The 19192-nt window shown below is 60.7% G+C and carries 13 protein-coding genes; 5 read left to right on the plus strand and 8 right to left on the minus strand.

Annotated elements, in window-relative coordinates; translation table 11 throughout:
* Position 1: 1 nt before the first annotated feature.
* The 3 genes from mdtC to LGL98_RS08135 are packed head-to-tail and all read right to left on the minus strand — an operon-like array spanning position 2 to position 7440.
* Positions 2-3079 carry a multidrug efflux RND transporter permease subunit MdtC gene (gene mdtC / locus LGL98_RS08125; protein WP_136034774.1) on the minus strand — a complete coding sequence of 1026 codons (3078 nt, stop codon included), beginning with the start codon at positions 3077-3079 and terminating at the stop codon, positions 2-4.
* Positions 3080-6202 carry an MdtB/MuxB family multidrug efflux RND transporter permease subunit gene (locus tag LGL98_RS08130; protein WP_136034776.1) on the minus strand — a complete coding sequence of 1041 codons (3123 nt, stop codon included), beginning with the start codon at positions 6200-6202 and terminating at the stop codon, positions 3080-3082.
* Positions 6202-7440, minus strand: coding sequence for an MdtA/MuxA family multidrug efflux RND transporter periplasmic adaptor subunit (locus tag LGL98_RS08135; protein ID WP_064174176.1), 1239 nt, complete (start codon positions 7438-7440; stop codon positions 6202-6204). Before LGL98_RS08135 ends, LGL98_RS08130 begins: the two co-directional genes overlap by 1 nt.
* 342 nt (positions 7441-7782) lie before the next feature.
* Here LGL98_RS08135 and LGL98_RS08140 point away from each other — a divergent pair, with 342 nt between their 5' ends.
* Positions 7783-9015, plus strand: a complete 1233-nt coding sequence (locus tag LGL98_RS08140; RefSeq protein ID WP_153928189.1) for a dicarboxylate/amino acid:cation symporter — start codon at positions 7783-7785, stop codon at positions 9013-9015.
* 273 nt (positions 9016-9288) lie between these two features.
* Here the strand turns inward: LGL98_RS08140 and LGL98_RS08145 are convergent, their stop codons facing one another.
* The 5 genes from LGL98_RS08145 to yegD all read right to left on the minus strand — a co-directional run bounded on the left by LGL98_RS08145 (position 9289) and on the right by yegD (position 14596).
* On the minus strand, positions 9289-9900 hold the full coding sequence (locus LGL98_RS08145) for a helix-turn-helix transcriptional regulator (protein WP_136034778.1): 612 nt from the start codon (positions 9898-9900) through the stop codon (positions 9289-9291).
* A gap of 115 nt (positions 9901-10015) precedes the next feature.
* Positions 10016-10156 carry a small membrane protein gene (locus LGL98_RS26220; RefSeq protein WP_004146563.1) on the minus strand — a complete coding sequence of 47 codons (141 nt, stop codon included), beginning with the start codon at positions 10154-10156 and terminating at the stop codon, positions 10016-10018.
* Positions 10157-10381: 225 nt separating this feature from the next.
* Positions 10382-11083, minus strand: coding sequence for a response regulator transcription factor (locus LGL98_RS08155; RefSeq protein ID WP_136034780.1), 702 nt, complete (start codon positions 11081-11083; stop codon positions 10382-10384).
* Between the two features lie 14 nt (positions 11084-11097).
* Complete coding sequence (locus tag LGL98_RS08160) at positions 11098-12954, minus strand: sensor histidine kinase (RefSeq protein WP_136034799.1); 1857 nt, start codon at positions 12952-12954, stop codon at positions 11098-11100.
* Between the two features lie 289 nt (positions 12955-13243).
* Entirely contained in the window at positions 13244-14596 is a 1353-nt protein-coding gene (gene yegD / locus LGL98_RS08165; RefSeq protein WP_136034801.1) for a molecular chaperone, read from the minus strand.
* A 137-nt stretch (positions 14597-14733) separates the two neighbouring features.
* On the opposite strand from yegD, the gene alkA reads away from it, so the two are divergent.
* The 4 genes from alkA (at position 14734) to asmA (ending at position 18888) form a co-directional block, all read left to right on the plus strand.
* Positions 14734-15582, plus strand: coding sequence for a DNA-3-methyladenine glycosylase 2 (gene alkA, locus LGL98_RS08170; RefSeq protein ID WP_136034782.1), 849 nt, complete (start codon positions 14734-14736; stop codon positions 15580-15582).
* A gap of 114 nt (positions 15583-15696) precedes the next feature.
* Entirely contained in the window at positions 15697-16338 is a 642-nt protein-coding gene (gene udk / locus LGL98_RS08175; protein WP_002912442.1) for a uridine kinase, read from the plus strand.
* Positions 16339-16428: 90 nt separating this feature from the next.
* Positions 16429-17010, plus strand: coding sequence for a dCTP deaminase (dcd, locus tag LGL98_RS08180; protein ID WP_004151145.1), 582 nt, complete (start codon positions 16429-16431; stop codon positions 17008-17010).
* A gap of 30 nt (positions 17011-17040) precedes the next feature.
* Positions 17041-18888, plus strand: coding sequence for an outer membrane assembly protein AsmA (gene asmA, locus LGL98_RS08185; RefSeq protein ID WP_136034784.1), 1848 nt, complete (start codon positions 17041-17043; stop codon positions 18886-18888).
* The last annotated feature ends 304 nt before the right edge of the window (positions 18889-19192 follow it).

Genomic DNA, 19192 nt, shown 5'->3' on the forward strand with positions numbered 1-19192 from the left:
GTTATTCGCTTACCGGTTGAGTAGAGTGACGCGAAAAACGCAGCCGTAAACGGTCAAAGAAAAGATAGACCACCGGCGTGGTGTAGAGCGTTAACAGCTGGCTCATCACCAGACCGCCGACGATGGTGATCCCCAGCGGCTGGCGCAACTCAGAGCCATCGCCCCCGGAGAGCACCAGCGGCAGGGCACCGAACAGCGCCGCCAGGGTGGTCATCATAATCGGCCGGAAACGCAGCAGGCAGGCCTGGAAAATAGCCTCTTCCGGCGTCAGGTTGCCGTTACGCTGCGCCTCAAGGGCAAAATCAACCATCATGATGGCGTTTTTCTTAACGATGCCAATTAATAACATAATCCCGATCAGGGCGATTAGGCTGAACGGGGCATCGAAGATCTCCAGTGCCAGCAGGGCGCCGACTCCGGCTGAGGGCAGCGTCGAGAGAATGGTCAACGGATGCACGTAGCTCTCGTACAGCATCCCCAGCACGATATAGACCGTGGCGATGGCCGCGAGGATCAGGATCACCTGCGCGTTCATGGTCTGCTGGAACACCTGAGCGGTACCGGCAAAGGAGCCGCGCACGCTCGACGGCACCCCGAGCTGGGTCATCGTGCGGTTAATGGCGTCGCTGGCTTCCGACAGCGAGCGGCCGGTGGGCAGGTTAAAGGAGATGGTGGACGCCGCCGACAGCCCCTGATGGTTCACTGACAGCGGGGCGTTGGCCGGTTGCCATTTGGCGAAGTAGGCCAGCGGGATCGGCTTACCGTCGCTGTTAATGACAAACATTTTATCCAGGGCGCTGACGTCCTGGGTGTAGACCGGATCCACTTCCATCACCACCTTATACTGGTTGAGCGGCTGGTAGATGGTGGAGATCTGCCGCTGGCCGAAGGCGTTGTTCAGCAGGTTGTTGGCGTCCTGGACGCTGATGCCGAGGCGCGACATGGTATCCCGGTCATAGACCAGGTCCATTTCGGCGCCATTGTCCTGCTGATCCGAGTTGACGTCCGCCAGCTCAGGCAGCGCCGCCAGCGCTTTGCGGATCTTCGGCTCCCATTCGCGCAGCGCCGACAGGTCGTCGGACAGCAGGGTGTACTGATAGCTGGCGTTCGACTGCCGGCCGCCGACGCGGATATCCTGCACCGCCATCAGGAACAGGTTGGCCCCGGGCTCGTTGGCCAGCTTTTTGCGCAGCCGGTCGATCACCTGCTGCGCCGTCTCATGGCGCTGGTCGCGCGGCTTGAGGGTGATAAACATCATCCCGCTGTTGACCCGCGAGCCGCCGGTAAACCCGGTAACGTTATCCACCGCCGGATCTTCGCGAATGATCTTCATAAAGTCCTGCAGCTTGCCGCGCATTGCCTGGAAGGAGATGCTCTGGTCGGCCTGAATGCCGCCCATCAGCACCCCGGTATCCTGCTCCGGGAAGAAGGTTTTCGGGATCGAAATGTAGAGCCAGACGCTGAGGGCGATAGTGCCGAGCACCACCAGCCCGGTCAGGCGGCTATGCTTCAGCACCCATTTTAATGATTTACCATAGCCGCCCTGCACGGCCACCAGCAGGCGGCCAAAGCCGCGATTGCGCGTCGGCTGATGGGGCTTACCGCTTTTCAGCAGCCAGCCGCACATCATCGGTGTCAGGGTAAGCGACACCGCCAGCGAGATGCCGATCGCCACCGACAGGGTGACGGCGAACTCGCGCAGCAGACGGCCGGGCAGGCCGCCCATCAGCAGCAGTGGCAGGAACACCGCCACCAGCGACAGGCTCATCGACAGCACGGTAAAGCCGACCTCGCGGCTCCCCTGCAGCGCCGCCTGCAGAGGCTTCATCCCCGCCTCCAGATGGCGGGAGATATTCTCCAGCACCACGATGGCGTCATCGACCACGAAGCCGGTGGCGATGGTCAGGGCCATCAGCGACAGGTTATTGAGGCTGAAGCCGCACAAATACATGGCGGCGAAGGTACCGATTAAGGAAACCGGGACGGCGACGGCCGGGATCAGCGTGGCGCGCCCCGAGCGCAGGAACAGGAACACCACGAGGATCACCAGCGCCACCGAAATCACCAGCGTCTGCTCCACCTCCTCCAGCGAGGCACGGATGGTCGGCGAGCGGTCCTGGGCGATCTGCAGGTCGATAGCCGCCGGAATGGTCTGCTGCAGCTCTGGCAGGCGGGCACGGATGCTGTCCACCGTCTGGATAATATTGGCTTCCGGCAGTTTGCGGATCATCAGCAGGATCGCCGGCTTGGCGTTGGTCATCCCGGCGTTGCGTACGTCCTGTACCGAATCCGAGACGGTGGCGACATCTCCCAGCCGCACCGCGGCGCCATTTTGGTAGTGGACGATCAGCGGCTGATAGTCGGCGGCGGTCTTCAGCTCATCGTTGGTCTGCACCTGCCAGCGGTGCGCGCTATCCTCCAGCGCCCCCTGCGGTTTGCGCACGTTAGCGTCGCTGATGGCGGTGCGCACCGCGTCCAGCGACACGCCCTGATTGAACAGCGCCTGCGGGTTGAGGTCGACGCGCACCGCCGGCAGAGAGCTGCCGCCGACGTCGACATCACCCACGCCGTCGATCTGCGCGATGGTCTGCGCCAGCTGGGTGGAGGCGAAATCATACAGCTCACCCTGGGAATAGGTATCCGAGGTCAGCGTCAGGATCATGATCGGCGCATCCGACGGGTTGGCTTTGCGATAGGTCGGCCGGCTGGGCATCCCGCTCGGCAGCAGGCTTTGCGCGGCGTTGATCGCCGCCTGGACGTCGCGCGCCGCGCCGTTGATATCGCGGTCGAAGTTAAACTCAAGAATGATGCGCGTACTGCCCAGCGAACTGGAGGAGGTCATCTCATTGACCCCGGCAATCCGTCCCAGGGAGCGTTCCAGCGGGGTGGCCACCGACGAGGCCATGGTTTCCGGCGAGGCTCCCGGCAGCGAGGCGCTAACCATGATCACCGGGAAGTCCACCTGCGGCAGCGGGGCTACCGGCAGCAGCCGGAAGCCGAGAATGCCGCACAGGGTGATGGCCAGCGAGATGAGGATCGTCGCCACCGGGCGGTAAATGAAGAGGGCGAAAAACTTCACTTACGCCTCCTCTTCCTGACGCGGGAAGCGGCGCTTCAGGTGCAGCGACAGGCGGTCGAACAGCAGATAGATCACCGGGGTGGTGAACAGGGTCAGCACCTGGCTGAGCATCAGACCGCCGACCATGCCGATCCCCAGCGGACGCCGCAGCTCCGCGCCGACGCCGGTACTCAGCATCAGCGGCAGGGCGCCGAGCAGGGCGGCGAGGGTGGTCATCAGGATCGGCCGAAAACGCAGCAGACAGGCCTGGTAGATCGCTTCCCGCGGCGGCATGCCCTGCTCGCGTTCAGCGGCCAGCGCGAAGTCGATCATCATGATGGCATTCTTCTTCACGATGCCGATCAGCAGAATGATGCCGATGATGGCGATCACGTCCAGCTCGCTGCCCGCCAGCCACAGCGCCAGCAGCGCCCCGACCCCGGCGGTGGGCAGGGTGGAGAGGATCGTGATCGGATGGATAAAGCTCTCATACAGCACTCCCAGCACGATATACATCGCCACCACCGCGGCGACCACCAGCCAGACGGTGCTGCCGAGCGCCGACTGGAAGGCCAGCGAGCTGCCCTGGAACTGGGTGCGGATATCGGTCGGGAAATCGAGCGACTGTTCGGCGGCGAGGATCGCCTCCACTGCTTCGCCCAGCGAGTAGTTGTCCGGGACGTTGAACGAGATGGTGGTCACCGGGAACTGATCGAGGTGGTTCACCGACAGCGGGGTAAAGCGCTGCTCCACCGAGGCGATGGCGGTCAGCGGCACGATACCGCCGTCGCTGCTGGTCAGGCGGATATTATCCAGTGCCGCCAGGCCCGGCGTCGCCTCGGTATCCTGCTCTAGCACCACGCGATACTGATTCGCCTGAGTGTAAATGGTGGAGATCAGCCGCTGGCCGAAGGCGTTGTACAGCGCGTTATCAACATCGGCCATCGAGATGCCGAGGCGGCTGGCGCTGTCGCGATCCACCTTGATATAGGCGGCCAGGCCTTTGTCCTGCCAGTCGCTGCTGACGTCGGCCAACTGCGGCTGGGCCTGCAGGCGGCTGAGCAGCGGCGGCACCCAGGTGCTCAGTGCCTCGAGGGAGTTTGCCTGCAGGGTGAACTGGTACTGGGTGCGGCTCACCGTGGTGTCGATGGTCAGATCCTGGGTTGGCTGCAGGTAAAGCGCTACGCCCGGAACGCCAGCCACCGCCTGCTGCAGACGGCTAATCACCGTCTGGACGCGGTCGTCGCGATCGTCCAGCGGTTTGAGGTTGATCTGCAGACGGGCGCTGTTCAGCGCCGGGTTGGTGCCGTCCACGCCGACGAAGGAGGTCAGGCTCTCCACCGCCGGATCCTTAAGGATAATGCTGGCAACTTGCCGCTGGCGTTCGGCCATGCTGGCGAAGGAGACCGACTGCGGCGCCTGGAGGGTGCCCTGGATAATGCCGTTATCCTGGATCGGGAAAAAGCCTTTCGGGATAAAGACCCACAGGATAATCGATAGCGCCAGGGTGCTTAGCGCGACGCCGAGCGTCAGCCACGGATGGTTCAGCACCCGGCTCAGCCAGCGGCCATAGACGGCGATCACCCGTTCGAAGAAACGCTCGCTGGCCCGCGAGAAACGGTTCTGTTTGCGCAGCGATTCGTGGCTTAACATGCGGGCGCACATCATTGGCGTCAGGGTCAGGGAGACCACCGCCGAAATGAGAATAGCGACGGCAAGGGTGACGGCGAATTCGCGGAACAGACGGCCAACGATATCGCCCATAAACAGCAGCGGGATCAGCACCGCGATCAGCGAGAAGGTGAGGGAGATAATGGTGAAGCCGATCTCTCCCGCGCCTTTCAGCGCGGCGGCCAGTGGCTTCTCGCCTTTTTCGATATAGCGCGAGATGTTCTCGATCACCACGATGGCGTCATCCACCACAAAGCCGGTGGCGATGGTCAGGGCCATCAGCGTCAGGTTGTTGATCGAGAAGTCGAGGAACACCATCACCGCGAAGGTGCCCACCAGCGACAGCGGCACCGCAACGCCGGGAATAATGGTTGCCGGGACGTTGCGCAGGAACAGGTAAATGATCATCACCACCAGAGCGATGGCCAGCATCAGCTCAAACTGGGTGTCGTGCACCGAGGCGCGGATGTTGGTGGTCCGGTCGGAGAGGACCTGCACCTTCACCGATTTCGGCAGGCTCTCGGTGAGCTGCGGCAGCATCTGGCGAATGCTGTCGGCGGTGTCGATGATATTGGCCCCCGGCTGGCGCTGGACGTTCATCACGATGGCCCGCTGCTGGTTGGCCCACGCCCCAAGCCAGCTGTTTTCGGCCCCTTGTTCGACGCTGGCGACATCGCCGAGCCGGATCGGTGCCCCGTTCTGATAAGCGATAATCAGCCGGCGGTAATCTTCCGCCGACTGCATCTGATCGTTAGCGGAAAGCGTCACCGCGCGGGCCGGGCCGTCGAGGCTGCCTTTCGCGGAGTTAACGTTGGCGCTGGTGATGGCGGTGCGCACAGTTTCGCTGGTCAGGCCGAGGGCGGCGATGGCCTGGGCGTTAAGCTTCACCCGCACCGCCGGGCGCTGGCCGCCGGCGAGGGTCACCAGACCGACGCCGGAAACCTGGGAGATCTTCTGCGCCACCCGCGTCTCCACCATATCCTCTACCTGGGTCATCGGGATGGCGGAGGAGGTGACGGCGAGGGTCATGATCGGCGGATCCGCCGGGTTCACCTTGCTGTACACCGGCGGGTTGGGCAGATCGCTCGGCAGCAGGTTGGTGGCGGCGTTAATGGCTGCCTGCACTTCCTGCTCGGCGACGTCCAGCGGCAGGGTCAGCTGGAACTGCAACGTGACTACCGAGGCGCCACCGGAGCTTTGCGACGACATCTGCTTAAGGCCGGACATCTGGCCGAACTGACGCTCCAGCGGGGCGGTGATGGCGGAGGTCACCACGTCCGGGCTGGCGCCCGGGTAGAGGGTGACTACCTGAATGGTCGGGTAATCAACCTCCGGCAACGCAGAGACCGGCAGAAAGCGGTAGCCGATGATCCCGGCCAGCAGGATCGCCACCATCAGCAGGGTGGTGGCCACCGGACGCATAATAAACAGCCGGGACGGGCCGCCGGTGCGGCCTGGGGGTAACACCTGCATCAGGAACGCGCTCCGTGTTTACCGCTCTGGCGCGGGGCGGGCTGCGCCTGCTCGCCGCTGCTGGCGGTGACAACTTCTACCTTTGCCCCTTCGGTCAGGCGGTCAATGCCGTCAGTGACCACGCGATCGCCGGCGGAAAGCCCGGCGCTGATGACCACTTTCTGGCTGTCCTGGATGCCGGGCGTTACGCTGTGTTTGCTGACCTTATTCTCATCGTTCAGCACCCATACAAAATGCCCTTCGTTACCCATCTGCAGGGCGGCGGCGGGGATGACGACCGCGTTTTCTTCGGTATCCACCAGCAGACGGGCGTTGACGAACTGGTTAGGAAACAGCGCGTCGTCCAGGTTGCTAAAGCGCGCCTTCAGCTTGATGGTCCCGGTGGTTGCATCGATCTGGTTGTCGAGGCTCAGCAGCTCGCCGACGCTGATTTTCTGTTTATTGGTACGATCCCAGGCTTCAACACTAAGCGCTTTGCCCGCTTTCTGCGCCTGCACCACCGTGGCGATGCTGTTTTCCGGCAGGGTAAAGACCACGTCGATCGGGTGCGTCTGGGTGAGAACCACAATCCCGGTGGTGTCCCCGCTGGAGATCTGGTTGCCGATATCCACCTGCTTTAAGCCGACGCGGCCGTCGATCGGCGCAGTGATGCGGGTCCAGTCCAGCTGCAGCTGGGCGCTGGCCACGGCTGCTTCATCGGCCTTCACGGTGCCAGCGGATTCAACCACCAGCGACTGCTGGGTGTCGAGCTCCTGGCGGGAAACCAGGTTAGTTTTCACCAGTTGCTGATAGCGAGCGAGATCGCGGCGGGCATTGGCGAGGGTGGCGTTATCTTTCGCCAGCTGGCCCTGGGCCTGGGCAAGGGCGACTTTAAACTGACTGGGGTCAATCTGCGCCAGCAGGTCGCCGGCTTTGACCTGCTGACCCTCCTGGAAGTGAAGACTCAGCAGCTGACCGTCGACCCGGCTGCGGACGGTCACCGTATTGGCCGCCGTCACTGTACCCAGCCCGGTGAGATAGCGCGGGACCGCTTCTTCGGTGGCGGTGGCCGCCTGCACCGGCGCCAGCGCGGCGCCAAAGCGGCTATGGCGTGCGCCCCCCGGCCCCTGCGGGCCTTGGCCTGCTGCGGGAGCGCTGCTGCCGCTCGTTCCACGATCGTGCCAGAACCAGTAGGCGGCTCCGGCGATAATCACTACCGCCAGCGCGGCGCCCCAACGACGTATGTTACTGCCTTTCATTAGTTTACGGTCTCATCCTGAAGCGTTTCGCTGAATGATACTAGTTTAGTGAGGGAAGGGGCCGTAAAAATGGAGGAATTATGAAAAGAAGGTTGAGAAATGTCTGGATAACCGCCGCGACGCCCGACCCTCACGCGGCCGATATCCGGGGTGATATCAATTTTTAGTTTAAAAAAGCAAAAAATAGTTGTATCCGCGGGGGCTTTAATTAGATTTATGCGGTGAATAAATCAGTGCATTCCCATAATAATAAAATATGCACTTAAAAATCAACGTGTTAAATAATCAGGGGTCATTGCTGTGGCAAACGCAAACAAACTCACGCTCTTCATCGTCATCTTTATGCTGATGGGGATCCTCTCCGGCGCGGCTATCCATGCCTACGCGACGCCGACCACCGTCTCCGCCTGGGCGGACAACATTACGCTGCTGACCGATCTGTTTCTGCGGTTGATCAAAATGGTCATCGCGCCGTTGGTGTTCAGCACCCTGACGGTCGGCATTATGCGTCTCGGCGAAACGGCAACCATTGGCCGGGTAGGCGGCAAGGCGATGGTGTGGTTTATCACTTCCTCGGTATTATCCATTCTCGTCGGACTGGTGATCGTCACCTTCCAGCACCCTGGCGCCGGTTTAAACCTGGCGGTGCCGAAAGAGGCGGTGGATACCGGCCTGGCGGTCAGCGGCATGAGTCTGAAAGGGTTCCTGTCGCACACCATCCCCACCAGCATCACCGAGGCGATGGCCAACAACGAGATCCTGCAGATCGTGGTGTTCTCGATGTTCTTTGGCATCGCCGGCGCGTCGCTGGGTGAGAAGTTTAATGCCCCGCTGGTGGCGGCCCTCAACGTGGTGTCGCACATTATGCTGAAGGTGACGGGCTATGTGATGTACGTTGCGCCGCTGGCCATCTTCGCCGCCATCTCGTCGGTGATTGCCTCCCAGGGGCTGGGGATCCTGCTCAACTATGCTTCGTTCATTGGCGGTTACTACCTGGCGGTGCTGTTGACCAGCGCGGTGCTGATTGCCGTCGGCTATATGGTGCTGAAAAAAGAGGTCTTCCGTCTGCTGAACATGCTGAAAGACCCGGTGCTGGTGGCCTTCACCACCAGTAGCTCGGAAGCGGCCTATCCGAAAACGCTTGAGCGACTGGTGAAATTTGGCTGCTCGCGCAATATCGTCTCGTTCGTCCTGCCGATTGGCTACTCGTTTAACCTCGTTGGCTCGATGGTCTACTGCTCCTTCGCCGCGATGTTTATCGCCCAGGCCTATAACGTGCCGCTGAGCTTTAGCGAGATTACGGTCATGATGCTGACCCTGATGCTGGCCTCGAAAGGTATCGCCGGGGTTCCGCGTTCGGCGCTGGTCGTGCTGGCGGCGACGATCCCCAGCTTCAATATACCGGTTGCCGGGATCTTGCTCCTGATGGGTATCGACCATTTCCTCGACATGGGGCGCTCCGCCATCAATGTGCTGGGTAACGGCATAGCCACCGCGATGTTGTCGAAAAACGAAGGTCTGCTGGCCGACGAGGACGCCCAGCCGGACTGGGATGCCGAGAAGGCAGAAGCCTGATCCTGCCGCGCTCTTTCTCAGAGGGCGCTATTCCATACGGAAAAAAAGACCCCTGACAGGCACGTCAGGGGCAATGTGACGAAGTATCAGTTTTCCTCGTAAATAGTCTTTTTTCTTATATAAAAACGCGCGCTAACGTCTTTATATCGAGGAAGCGTCAGAGTTTAACGTTATGTCTGTCAGCGCTGGCGCTTTTTTAGCATTCTGTTGTTATTTTCGGATTTTCGACAATATCATCTGGTGAATATCCTATTATTGAGTTCGCTATTTTCCCTACCAGCGTTCACGTAACAGATTCATAAACTGGAAAAAGTCGTGGTTATTATTCAGACGGTATTTTTCCATAATCTTATTTTTATGGTAGGCAGCAGTACGCGGCGTGACGCGTTGCAGAGCGGCGATTTTACTCATATCCAGTCCTTCCAAAATGCCGTGTACGACGGCGGTCTGCGATCGCGATAGCACACGATGCGGGCAGCTGGCACAGCTCAGTTCCCGGCTGACGCTGTCGATGGCTAACGGCTCCATACAATGCTGGAGCTCGCTTTTAATGATCGCCAGCAGCTGCGGGATACTGGCCGTTTTCAGCGAAACAAAAATGACCCCCTTCAGGCAATTGATCATGAAATCATCTTCCGGCAACTGCTCATAGCTGTGAAGGATGATCAGAGAGCTTCCTTTTTTCCTGTTCTTAATCAGAGAGTTACATAGATAAATTTCGCCGGGGATCACTTCATAAATAATGATGTCTTCGCCTGACAGGTCGTTGTTCAGCCAGGAAAAACTGGCCTGCAGATCGCCGTGGGCGAGGTCATTAACCATAGCCACCAGCGATTCACGTACAAAGCTATTGCGGGTATTGATAGTGACATTAATGTTTCTCATGGCGTTATTTCCTTACGCAAAAACATAACGCCATGCTGTGACAAATCCTCCGGGCGTATGCGGTGTGTTGAAGATAAAAAGTACCTACAATAATTTTTTATTATTTTAATATGAATTATTTACGACGCATCGAACGCTTATCGTTAAAAGTAAATTTCTGCCGTCTCCTGTCTTTCAGATAGGAAATAAAGCTGTATACAGAGATGCTGAAGAAAAAAATGCATAGCAATAAAACTAACCACGTTTGCATGGCCATTGTTCTTACCCTGGTTGTGTTGCATGGTGTCAGAATTTGCCGCGAACGGCTAATACGTTTTGTTATATGCTTTTCTGTGCTTTGAAAATCATACGACATCATCCTGATGTGGTAGCACTATAAGAAAGTTCCTAAGGTCATCGTCAGTCTCATTCCTCTCATTTCTCTCAGAAAATGAGAAAAATTAATCCTGGCGAGTGGTTTATATCCCCAGCGCACCGTCGCTCAGGAAATAAAGGCCAGCCCCTTACCAAAGATCGCGCGTACAGGCAGGTGAATTCCCTGCTGGCGCGCCTTATGGCGCAGGCGGCTAACCACGACGTCGATGCGGTGCAGGTCAGGCTCGCTTTCATGGGAAAACAGGCAGGCATGAAGCTCCAGTTTGCTGCACACCTCATTGCGATTGCGCATTAGCAGCTCCACCAGGCGATATTCCTGCTGGGTGAGCTCCAGCGTTCGGGCGTCGGGCGAAATCAGTTTATCCTCATGCAGGCGCCAGCTGCCGGGGGAGACCGTCGGCGGCGTGCCGATTGCCTCCGCCGGCAAAACCGCCGGGCGATCCTGCTGCAGACGAGCGCCGAGAGCGGTCAGGGTCTCCGCAAGATGGGCGAAATTTACCGGTTTGATCAGATAGGCATCGGCCCCAAGGCTCAGCGCCTGCAGTTTATCCTGCTGCTGTCCACGGGCGCTGACCACTACCAGACCGTAGTGCCCCAGCTCATGCAGATAGCTCAGCACGCTAAAGCCATCCTCGCCGGGCAGACCGATATCAATCAGCACGATATCCACCGGATGGCTGTGCAGTTGCCGCCAGAAGGCTTCGGCGCTGCGCGTCCCCCACACTTCAAAGCCGCGATAGCCCAGCCAGGCCAGCAGTTCATCCAGCAGATCGGCGTTATCTTCAATTATCGCCAGCCGTAAAGCCATGCGTCGTTCTCCTCTTAAGCAACCGTGGGGAGGGTGAGAATAAAGGTGCAGCCGTTCGGGCCATGCTCGGCCAGCCACAGTTTGCCATCATGAGCCTGCACGATCTGACGCGCAACATACAGTCCGAGACCGGTGCCGCCCGGCACCGGCGACGTGTGCTCGCCGCGACGGTAGCGCTCAAAGATCAGTTCTGCTTGCCCGTCGGGCAGTCCCGGACCGTAGTCGCGAATGTGCAGCGCCGTTTGCCCGGCATCGGCGTGGATCTCGATGGTGATTTCACCCGGCGGCGAATACTTCACCGCGTTATCCAGCAGATTGGCGATGGCGATGCACAGCAGGCCGGCATCGGCCTGCAGCTGCGGGCTATCCACCGCCCCGTGCTGGCGGATGTTCAGGTAGTGGTCATGCGAGATGGCCACCACTGAGGCGGCCATGTTAATCACCGTTAGCAGGGCGGTTTGCTGGCGGTCAACGTGCAGATCGTGGGAGGCGAGCCGGGCGTCGGCCAGGCAGTTATCGGTGAGCTGCACCAGGCGGGTGGCGGCGCGGCCGATGCGGTCGAAGCGCGCCTCCTGGCTGGCCGATGCCGCCGAGAGGCGCAGATTCTCCAGCGCGGCCTGGATCACCGCCAGCGGGGTGCGGAATTCGTGCGCCACCATGCCCATAAACTGCCGCTGGTGGAAGCTGGCTTCACGCTCAATCTGCAGCTCGCGCGCCAGGCGCTGCTTGTGCTCCAGCTGGCGGTTTTCAGCGCGCACCCGCAGGATGGCAATGATCAGCACCGTAATGATGTGGACGATCAGCGCGTACTGCCAGAGAGAATAGACTGCCATATGGAAAGGGATAATCCCATGGATCGACAGCTGCACCAGCACCGCGGCGGCGACATAGAACGGCGGCAGAAGCCCCAGCAGCAGAGTGTTGCGATCGATGGCTCTTTTGCGCCACAGCCACCAGGAGGTGAACAGCAGCACCGGGGTGATAATGATGAAGATCACCCCTTCAATCTGCATGGCGACGCCGTAAAAACCCAGCGGAATACTGACCTGCAGTAGCAGGTTGAGCACCACGGCGGCGATCAGCAGCTGATGAAGTCGCGGCATATTCTTCTTCAAATCAAAAATCTCGCTGTGCAGCCAGAGCGCGGTGGCATAGCTGAACAGGGAGAGACTACTGATCATAAAGTCCTGGAAGGGCAGCGCGGCGTGGCCGAAAAACCACTCCGGGAAGCCATGCAGGGCAGCCACCAGCGGATAATTGAGCGAGAAAAGACAGATGCCCCATAGCAGACGCCGGCGCAGGGCCAGCGCCAGCCACAGCGCCACGCCGCTGGCGACGGCGGCCAGGCCGAAATAGAAGCTCCAGAAAGCGGTGTCGGCGGTGGCCCGCTGAATAAACGCCTGCGCAGAGGAGAGCGAGGCCAGCAGGATCAGGGTGCTGGTGCTCTGCAGGCGAAAGACCAGCTCATAGCCGGCGGCGGTTGGCGGCGGGGGCAGTATCAGCACCCTTTCCCGATACTGCAGATCGCTTCCGCGAGCGCCGTCACGATCGCCAAAGGTGCGCTGCGTCCACGGGCCATCGCTGCCCAGTGGCCGGTAGTAAATGGTCAGATGGTCGACAAAAGTGGGGCCAAGCTGCATCCAGCGCGGCTCCCCGGCAAACCACGTGCCCGGCAGCTCGCTGCGCAGCCACCAGGTTTTTCGTGAATAACCAAAGGAGGGGATCTGCCGGGTGGTGGCGAGCTGATCTGCGGGCAGGGCGGCAAAGCGATCGAGGGTCATCTGGCCGCTGTCGTCCGCGTACCACTGGACCGGAATATCAATGCCCACCTGGCGCGTCGCCGCCTGGGCCTGCGGGGCGAGCAGCAGCAAAAGTAACCCGCAGCTGACCAGCCAGCCTGCCAGGAACTGCGGCCGGCAACGCCGGACCGCTATGAAGATCGCAGACACCCTTTTCAATCACGCCCCCTTGCGGCATGCCAACGATACAGACCGCAGACAGCTGACTACGGTATGGATAATACGCCCCCGGAAGTGGGGAAGAGTGGACAGGCCTGTCCGGACGAACAGGCCATTTTGCGTGGGAGACCAGGAATATTCCAGCGTAATCTGCAGCGCTACGATCAGGACAGACCTGCTGTGCGCCAGCGCCAGCCAGGGGTTAGCGGTAAACCACCTGCGCCCAGCGGGCCAGCCCGGCGGTCACCGAGCCAAAATCATCGCCACCGGCCAGCGGAATACCCGGCAGCTGGGCGGCCAGCGCCTTTTTGATCAGCGGCGAGCGGGCGCTGCCGCCGGTAAGATAAATCACGTCCGGGGTAGTCTGGCTGCTGTCGAGCGCGAGCTGCACCTGTTCCATAATGCGGGTCAGCGGTTGATCCAGCGCGGCTTCCAGACCCTGCTGGGCGATGGTGGTGGCCAGCTCGTCCTGGATAAACGGCAGCGAAGTTTGGACGCTGGCGGCGCTGGAGAGGGCGATTTTGCTCTCTTCGGCGCTGCGCACCAGACGATAGCTGAGACGCTGGCGCCAGACCTTCAGCAACAGAGCCACCTTGTCGGCATCCCGGGCGCTGCGCAGCAGATCGTTAAGCAGGCGGCCGTTGGCGGTGCTGTAGAAATCGCTCTGCGCCGGCACGTCGTTGATGGCCACCGCGTTCCACCACGGGAGGATCGGCAGCGCGGTACCTTTCTCCGTTTCGCCGCCCATACCGAGGAGGGGCATCAGGCATTTGAAGGCCAGGGCAATGTCGAGGTCGTTACCGCCGATGCGGCAGCCGCTGTGGCCGAGCAGGCTCTGCTGGCGGTCGGCGCGTTCCCGCCACTGCGGGCCCATCAGCAGCAGGGAGCAGTCGGTGGTCCCGCCGCCGATATCGACGACCAGCACCCGCTTTTCTTCACTGAGGGTGGCTTCGAAATCAAGCCCGGCGGCCACCGGTTCAAACTGAAAGACTACATCGCGGAAACCGGCGCGGAGAGCCGCCCGCTCCAGGATCCCCTGCGCCTGGGCGTTCGCGTCGTCGCCGCCGAGGCCCTGGAAGTTAATTGGTCGGCCAATCACTGCCTGGTCGATGGGCTCGGGCAGCTGGCTTTCGGCCTGCAGCTTGATATGCAGCATCATGGCGCAGACCAGGTCTTCAAACAGGGCCACCTGCTGCGGCTTCAGCCCGCTGGCGCCGAGGAAGGATTTGGGCGATTTAACGAAGTAGACCTCTTCCGGATCTTCAACGTACTGCTGCAGGGAGGCGAGACCGAACTGCACGCTGTTGCGCAGCACCTCGATGTCTTCGTCGCGGTTGGCGGCGATGGCCCGGCGCAGCAGCGCCTGGTTTTCGTCGCTGTGGGTGGGGACATCGTGATGGCGATAGAGCCACTCACTGACCGCGTCGCGCGTTGGCGCGCAGAGCATGGAGGGCAGCAGGGCGCTGCCGTTTTCCAGCGTCAACAGCTGAGGGGTGTTTTCCCGCATCACGGCCACCGAACAGTTGGCGGTGCCGTAGTCAAAACCAATAAACATCGTCTGCAAAATCCCCATGCCGGTGAAGAAGGGGGGCGACTTTAGCGGATCGTCGCCATGCCGACAACCGGAATTTAAAAGCAAGGCGCTGACGGTCAAGGGCGACTATCATTGAAACGCTATATAAAGGAGAGCTTATGGTGCTGTTACCCTGGACTCCGCCCTATGACTGGGCGTGGATGGTTGGTTTTCTGCAGGCGCGTGCCGTCGCCGGCGTTGAGCGTTTTCACGATGGAGGCTACAGCCGCAGCTTTGGCGTGGAAGGCCACCGCGGGTTGATTCATCTGGCGCCGGACGAAGAGGCGCAGGGCCTGCGGGTGACGCTCTCTCCGGGGCTGCGGCCGGTGGCGGAGATCTGCTATGCGCGAATTGGCCAGCTGTTTGATTTAGCCTGCGACCCGCAGCAGGTCGCCGGGGTGTTGGGCTCTCTGGCCGAGGCGCGGCCGGGGCTACGTCTGCCGGGGGCGCTGGATGCCTTCGAGCAGGCGGTGCGCGCGGTGCTGGGCCAGCTGGTGAGCGTGGCGATGGCCGCCCGGCTCACCGCCAAAGTGGCGGCTGTCTGGGGCGAACCGCTGGCGGACGCGCCTGGCTATGTCTTGTTCCCGACGCCGGACATCTTGTCCCGGGTCGAACCGCAGGCGCTGAAGGCGCTGGGCATGCCGTTTCGACGCGCAGAGGCGCTGATCCATCTCGCCCGGGCGGCGCTCAGCGGCGAGTTGCCCCTGACCGCGCCGACGGACATCGACGCCGGGCTCAGGCAGTTGCAGACATTCCCCGGGATTGGCCGCTGGACGGCAAACTACTTTGCCCTGCGCGGCTGGCAGGCGAAGGATATCTTTTTGCCGGACGATTACCTGATTAAACAGCGCTTTCCGGGAATGACCCCGGCCACTATCGCCCGCTATGCCCGCCGCTGGCAGCCGATGCGATCGTATGCGCTGTTGCATATCTGGTATACCGATGACTGGGCGCCGGCGGCGGAATAGCCTGCCGGGGCGCATACCACTGGTATCGGGGCGCTGAAATCCCTATAATTGCCGCGTTTGGCGGTTCGCCGCCACCCTCCATCTCTATCCAGGTTAATCAGGTCGCAAAAATTTATGACTGATATGTCCCATCAGTGCGTCATTGTAGGCATCGCCGGCGCATCGGCTTCTGGCAAAAGTCTTATTGCCAGTACTCTTTATCGCGAATTGCGTGAACAAGTTGGCGACGAACATATTGGCGTCATTCCGGAAGACAGCTATTACAAAGATCAAAGTCATCTGTCGATGGAAGAGCGCGTCAAAACCAACTATGACCACCCGAGCTCAATGGACCACAGTCTGTTGTTCCAGCATCTACAAATGCTGAAAAGCGGCCAGCCGATTGAGCTGCCGGTCTATAGTTACGTCGAGCATACCCGCACGCCGAACACCATTCACGTCGAGCCGAAGAAGGTGATTATTCTTGAAGGGATCCTGCTGCTGACCGACGCGCGCCTGCGTAACGAGCTTAACTTCTCTATTTTCGTCGACACCCCGCTGGATATTTGCCTGATGCGCCGTATTAAGCGCGACGTTAACGAGCGCGGCCGCTCCATGGACTCGGTGATGGCCCAGTATCAGAAAACCGTGCGCCCGATGTTCCTGCAGTTTATTGAGCCGTCGAAGCAGTATGCCGACATCATCGTGCCGCGCGGCGGCAAAAACCGCATCGCCATTGATATTCTGAAGGCCAAAATCAGTCAGTTCTTTGAATAACCTGGCCGAATTGTGTAACGTGCAAAGAATAGCCCTATTGCCCTGTCCGCCGCGAAGCGTGCGGGAAGCAGCCTTATAAGGAGAAAGCCCATGCGTCTGTGTGACCGAGATATCGAAGCCTGGTTGGATGAAGGGCGACTCGCCATCAATCCGCGCCCACCCGTTGAGCGTATTAATGGCGCGACGGTTGATGTACGGTTGGGTAATAAATTCCGCACCTTCCGCGGCCACACGGCGCCGTTTATCGATTTAAGCGGACCGAAGGCTGAGGTCAGCGCCGCGCTGGACCGGGTGATGAGCGAAGAGATCGTCCTGCCGGAAGGGGAGGCCTTTTTCCTGCATCCGGGCGAACTGGCGCTGGCGGTGACCTACGAGTCGGTCACCCTGCCTGCCGATCTGGTGGGCTGGCTTGACGGACGCTCCTCACTGGCGCGGCTGGGGCTGATGGTGCACGTTACCGCGCACCGCATCGATCCGGGCTGGTCCGGCTGCATCGTGCTTGAGTTCTACAACTCCGGCAAACTGCCGCTGGCGCTGCGCCCGGGGATGCCTATCGGCGCGCTGAGCTTTGAGCCATTATCGGGCCCGGCGGCCCGGCCGTATAACCGCCGTGAAGACGCCAAATATCGCGACCAGCAGGGCGCGGTGGCGAGCCGAATCGACAAGGATTGATAACGTCAACGGGGTGTTGCTGAGGGTGCCATGAGACGAATACTGACAACGCTGATGATCCTGCTGGCGGTCATTGTCGCCGGGCTTACCTCGTTGGTATTGCTGGTCAATCCCAACGATTTCCGCGCCTATATGGTGCATGAGGTGGCAGAGCGCAGCGGTTATCAGCTTGAACTCGATGGCCCGCTGCGCTGGCACGTCTGGCCGCAGCTCAGCATTCTCAGCGGACGCATGACGCTGACCGCCAGAGGCGCCGAAGAGCCGGTGATCCGCGCCGACAACATGCGCCTCGACGTGGCGCTGCTGCCGCTGCTCTCACACCAGCTGCAGGTGAAGCAGGTGATGCTCAAGGGCGCGGTGATCCAGCTGACCCCGAAAACCGAAGCGGTTCGCGACAGCTCAGCGCCGGTGGTGCCGCATGACAACACCCTGCCGCTGGCCCCGGAGGATCGCGGATGGTCCTATGATGTGCGTCAGCTGCAGGTGGCCGACAGCGTGCTTTTCTTCCAGCATGAGAACGGCGAACAGGTGACTGTGCGTGATATCCGCCTGCAGATGGAGCAGGATGAGAATCACCGGGCCACCATCGACTTCTCCGGCCGGGTGAACCGCGACCAGCGCGACCTGGCGTTAAGTTTCTCCGCCACCGTGCAGGGCGGCGATTATCCACACTCCTTAAAGGCCGACTTTAGCCAGCTAAGCTGGCAGCTGCGCGGCGCCGAGCTACCCCCGGACGGCATTAATGGCCAGGGCAGCCTGCAGGCCAGCTGGCAGGAAGATAGCAAGACGCTGCGCTTTGACAACCTGAACCTGATGGCCAGCGGCAGCACCGTCACCGGTCGCGGCAGCGTGGTGTTGGCAGACCGCCCGGACTGGTCATTGGATCTGCACGCCACCACCCTCGACCTCGACAGCCTGCTGGCGCAAAATTCGCCGGCGGCGGACAGTAGCGCCAGCCAGCAGGGCCAGAGCCAGACGCGACCGCTGCGCCCGGTGATCGCCGACAGCGATGAGCGCGAAGATTACCAGAGCCTGCGCGGCTTCACCGGCCGGATGGCCCTGAGCGCCGACCAGCTGCAGTGGCGCGGGCTGAACTTCACCCAGGTGCAGAGCGAGATCAGCAACCAGCAGGGGCTGCTGACGGTCAGCAAAATGCAGGGCAATCTTGACGGCGGGCAGCTCTCTCTCCCCGGCACTCTGGATGCTCGCGGCGACACGCCGCAGGCGACGTTCCAGCCGGCGCTGCAGAATGTGGAGATCGGTTCGCTTATCAAAGCCTTTAACTATTCCTTAAACCTGACCGGCAAGCTGTCGCTGAGCGGCGAGTTTTCCGGTACGCGCATTGACGCGGATGATTTCCGTCGCCACTGGCAGGGGCAGGCCCAGCTCCAGATGGCCGATACCCGTACCGAAGGGCTGAACTTCCAGCAGCTGGTGCAGCAGGCCGTGGAGCGCAGCACCAACGTGCGGGCGCAGGAAAATTACGACAACGCCACCCGCCTGGATTCCGTGAGCAGCAAGCTGACGCTGGATAACGGGCTGGTGACGCTGAACCGCCTGCAGGGGCAGTCCGACGTAATGGCGATGACCGGCGAAGGTCAGCTCGATCTGCAGAAAGAGAACTGCGATATGCGCTTCAACGTGCGCGTGCTCGGCGGCTGGAAAGGGGAGGGCAAACTTATCGACCGCCTGAAACAGACCGCGATCCCGCTGCGTATCTACGGTGACTGGAAATCGCTGAGCTACAGCCTGCAGGTCGATCAGATCCTGCGCAAACAGCTACAGGATGAAGCGAAGCAGCGCCTCAACGACTGGGTTGAGCGTAATAAAGGCAGTAAAGACGGCAATGATGCCAAAAAGCTGCTCGATAAGCTGTAATTCCCAACACCGCGGCCCGGACGTTTCCGGGCTGCGTGCTTATCGTCAACGTCTGATCTCACGATGATGCCGGGTGGCGGCTACGCCTGACCCGGCCTGGATTATACGGTGGGGGTCATACTCCGATTAGTTCGCCATCCCGTAGGCCTGATAAGCGAAGCGCCATCAGGCAGTGTGGCGGCTACGCCTGACCCGGCCTGGATTATACGGTGGGTGTCATACCCCGGTTAGTGACGCCGCCCTGTAGGCCTGATAAGCGAAGCGCCATCAGGCAGTGTGGCGGCTGCGCCTACCCCTGCCCCTG

Origin of the sequence: Klebsiella africana (assembly GCF_020526085.1) — a bacterium.
GTDB classification, from domain to species: domain Bacteria; phylum Pseudomonadota; class Gammaproteobacteria; order Enterobacterales; family Enterobacteriaceae; genus Klebsiella; species Klebsiella africana.

Bases quoted from the DNA above. Each gene is read 5' to 3' on its own strand.
- LGL98_RS26220 (WP_004146563.1), bottom strand. From the start codon at position 10,156: ATGGCCATGCAAACGTGGTTAGTTTTATTGCTATGCATTTTTTTCTTC.
- alkA (WP_136034782.1), top strand. From the start codon at position 14,734: ATGGTGCTGTTACCCTGGACTCCGCCCTATGACTGGGCGTGGATGGTT.
- LGL98_RS08130 (WP_136034776.1), bottom strand. From the start codon at position 6,202: ATGCAGGTGTTACCCCCAGGCCGCACCGGCGGCCCGTCCCGGCTGTTT.
- udk (WP_002912442.1), top strand. From the start codon at position 15,697: ATGACTGATATGTCCCATCAGTGCGTCATTGTAGGCATCGCCGGCGCA.
- asmA (WP_136034784.1), top strand. From the start codon at position 17,041: ATGAGACGAATACTGACAACGCTGATGATCCTGCTGGCGGTCATTGTC.
- dcd (WP_004151145.1), top strand. From the start codon at position 16,429: ATGCGTCTGTGTGACCGAGATATCGAAGCCTGGTTGGATGAAGGGCGA.
- LGL98_RS08155 (WP_136034780.1), bottom strand. From the start codon at position 11,083: ATGGCTTTACGGCTGGCGATAATTGAAGATAACGCCGATCTGCTGGAT.
- yegD (WP_136034801.1), bottom strand. From the start codon at position 14,596: ATGTTTATTGGTTTTGACTACGGCACCGCCAACTGTTCGGTGGCCGTG.
- LGL98_RS08135 (WP_064174176.1), bottom strand. From the start codon at position 7,440: ATGAAAGGCAGTAACATACGTCGTTGGGGCGCCGCGCTGGCGGTAGTG.
- LGL98_RS08145 (WP_136034778.1), bottom strand. From the start codon at position 9,900: ATGAGAAACATTAATGTCACTATCAATACCCGCAATAGCTTTGTACGT.
- LGL98_RS08140 (WP_153928189.1), top strand. From the start codon at position 7,783: ATGCTGATGGGGATCCTCTCCGGCGCGGCTATCCATGCCTACGCGACG.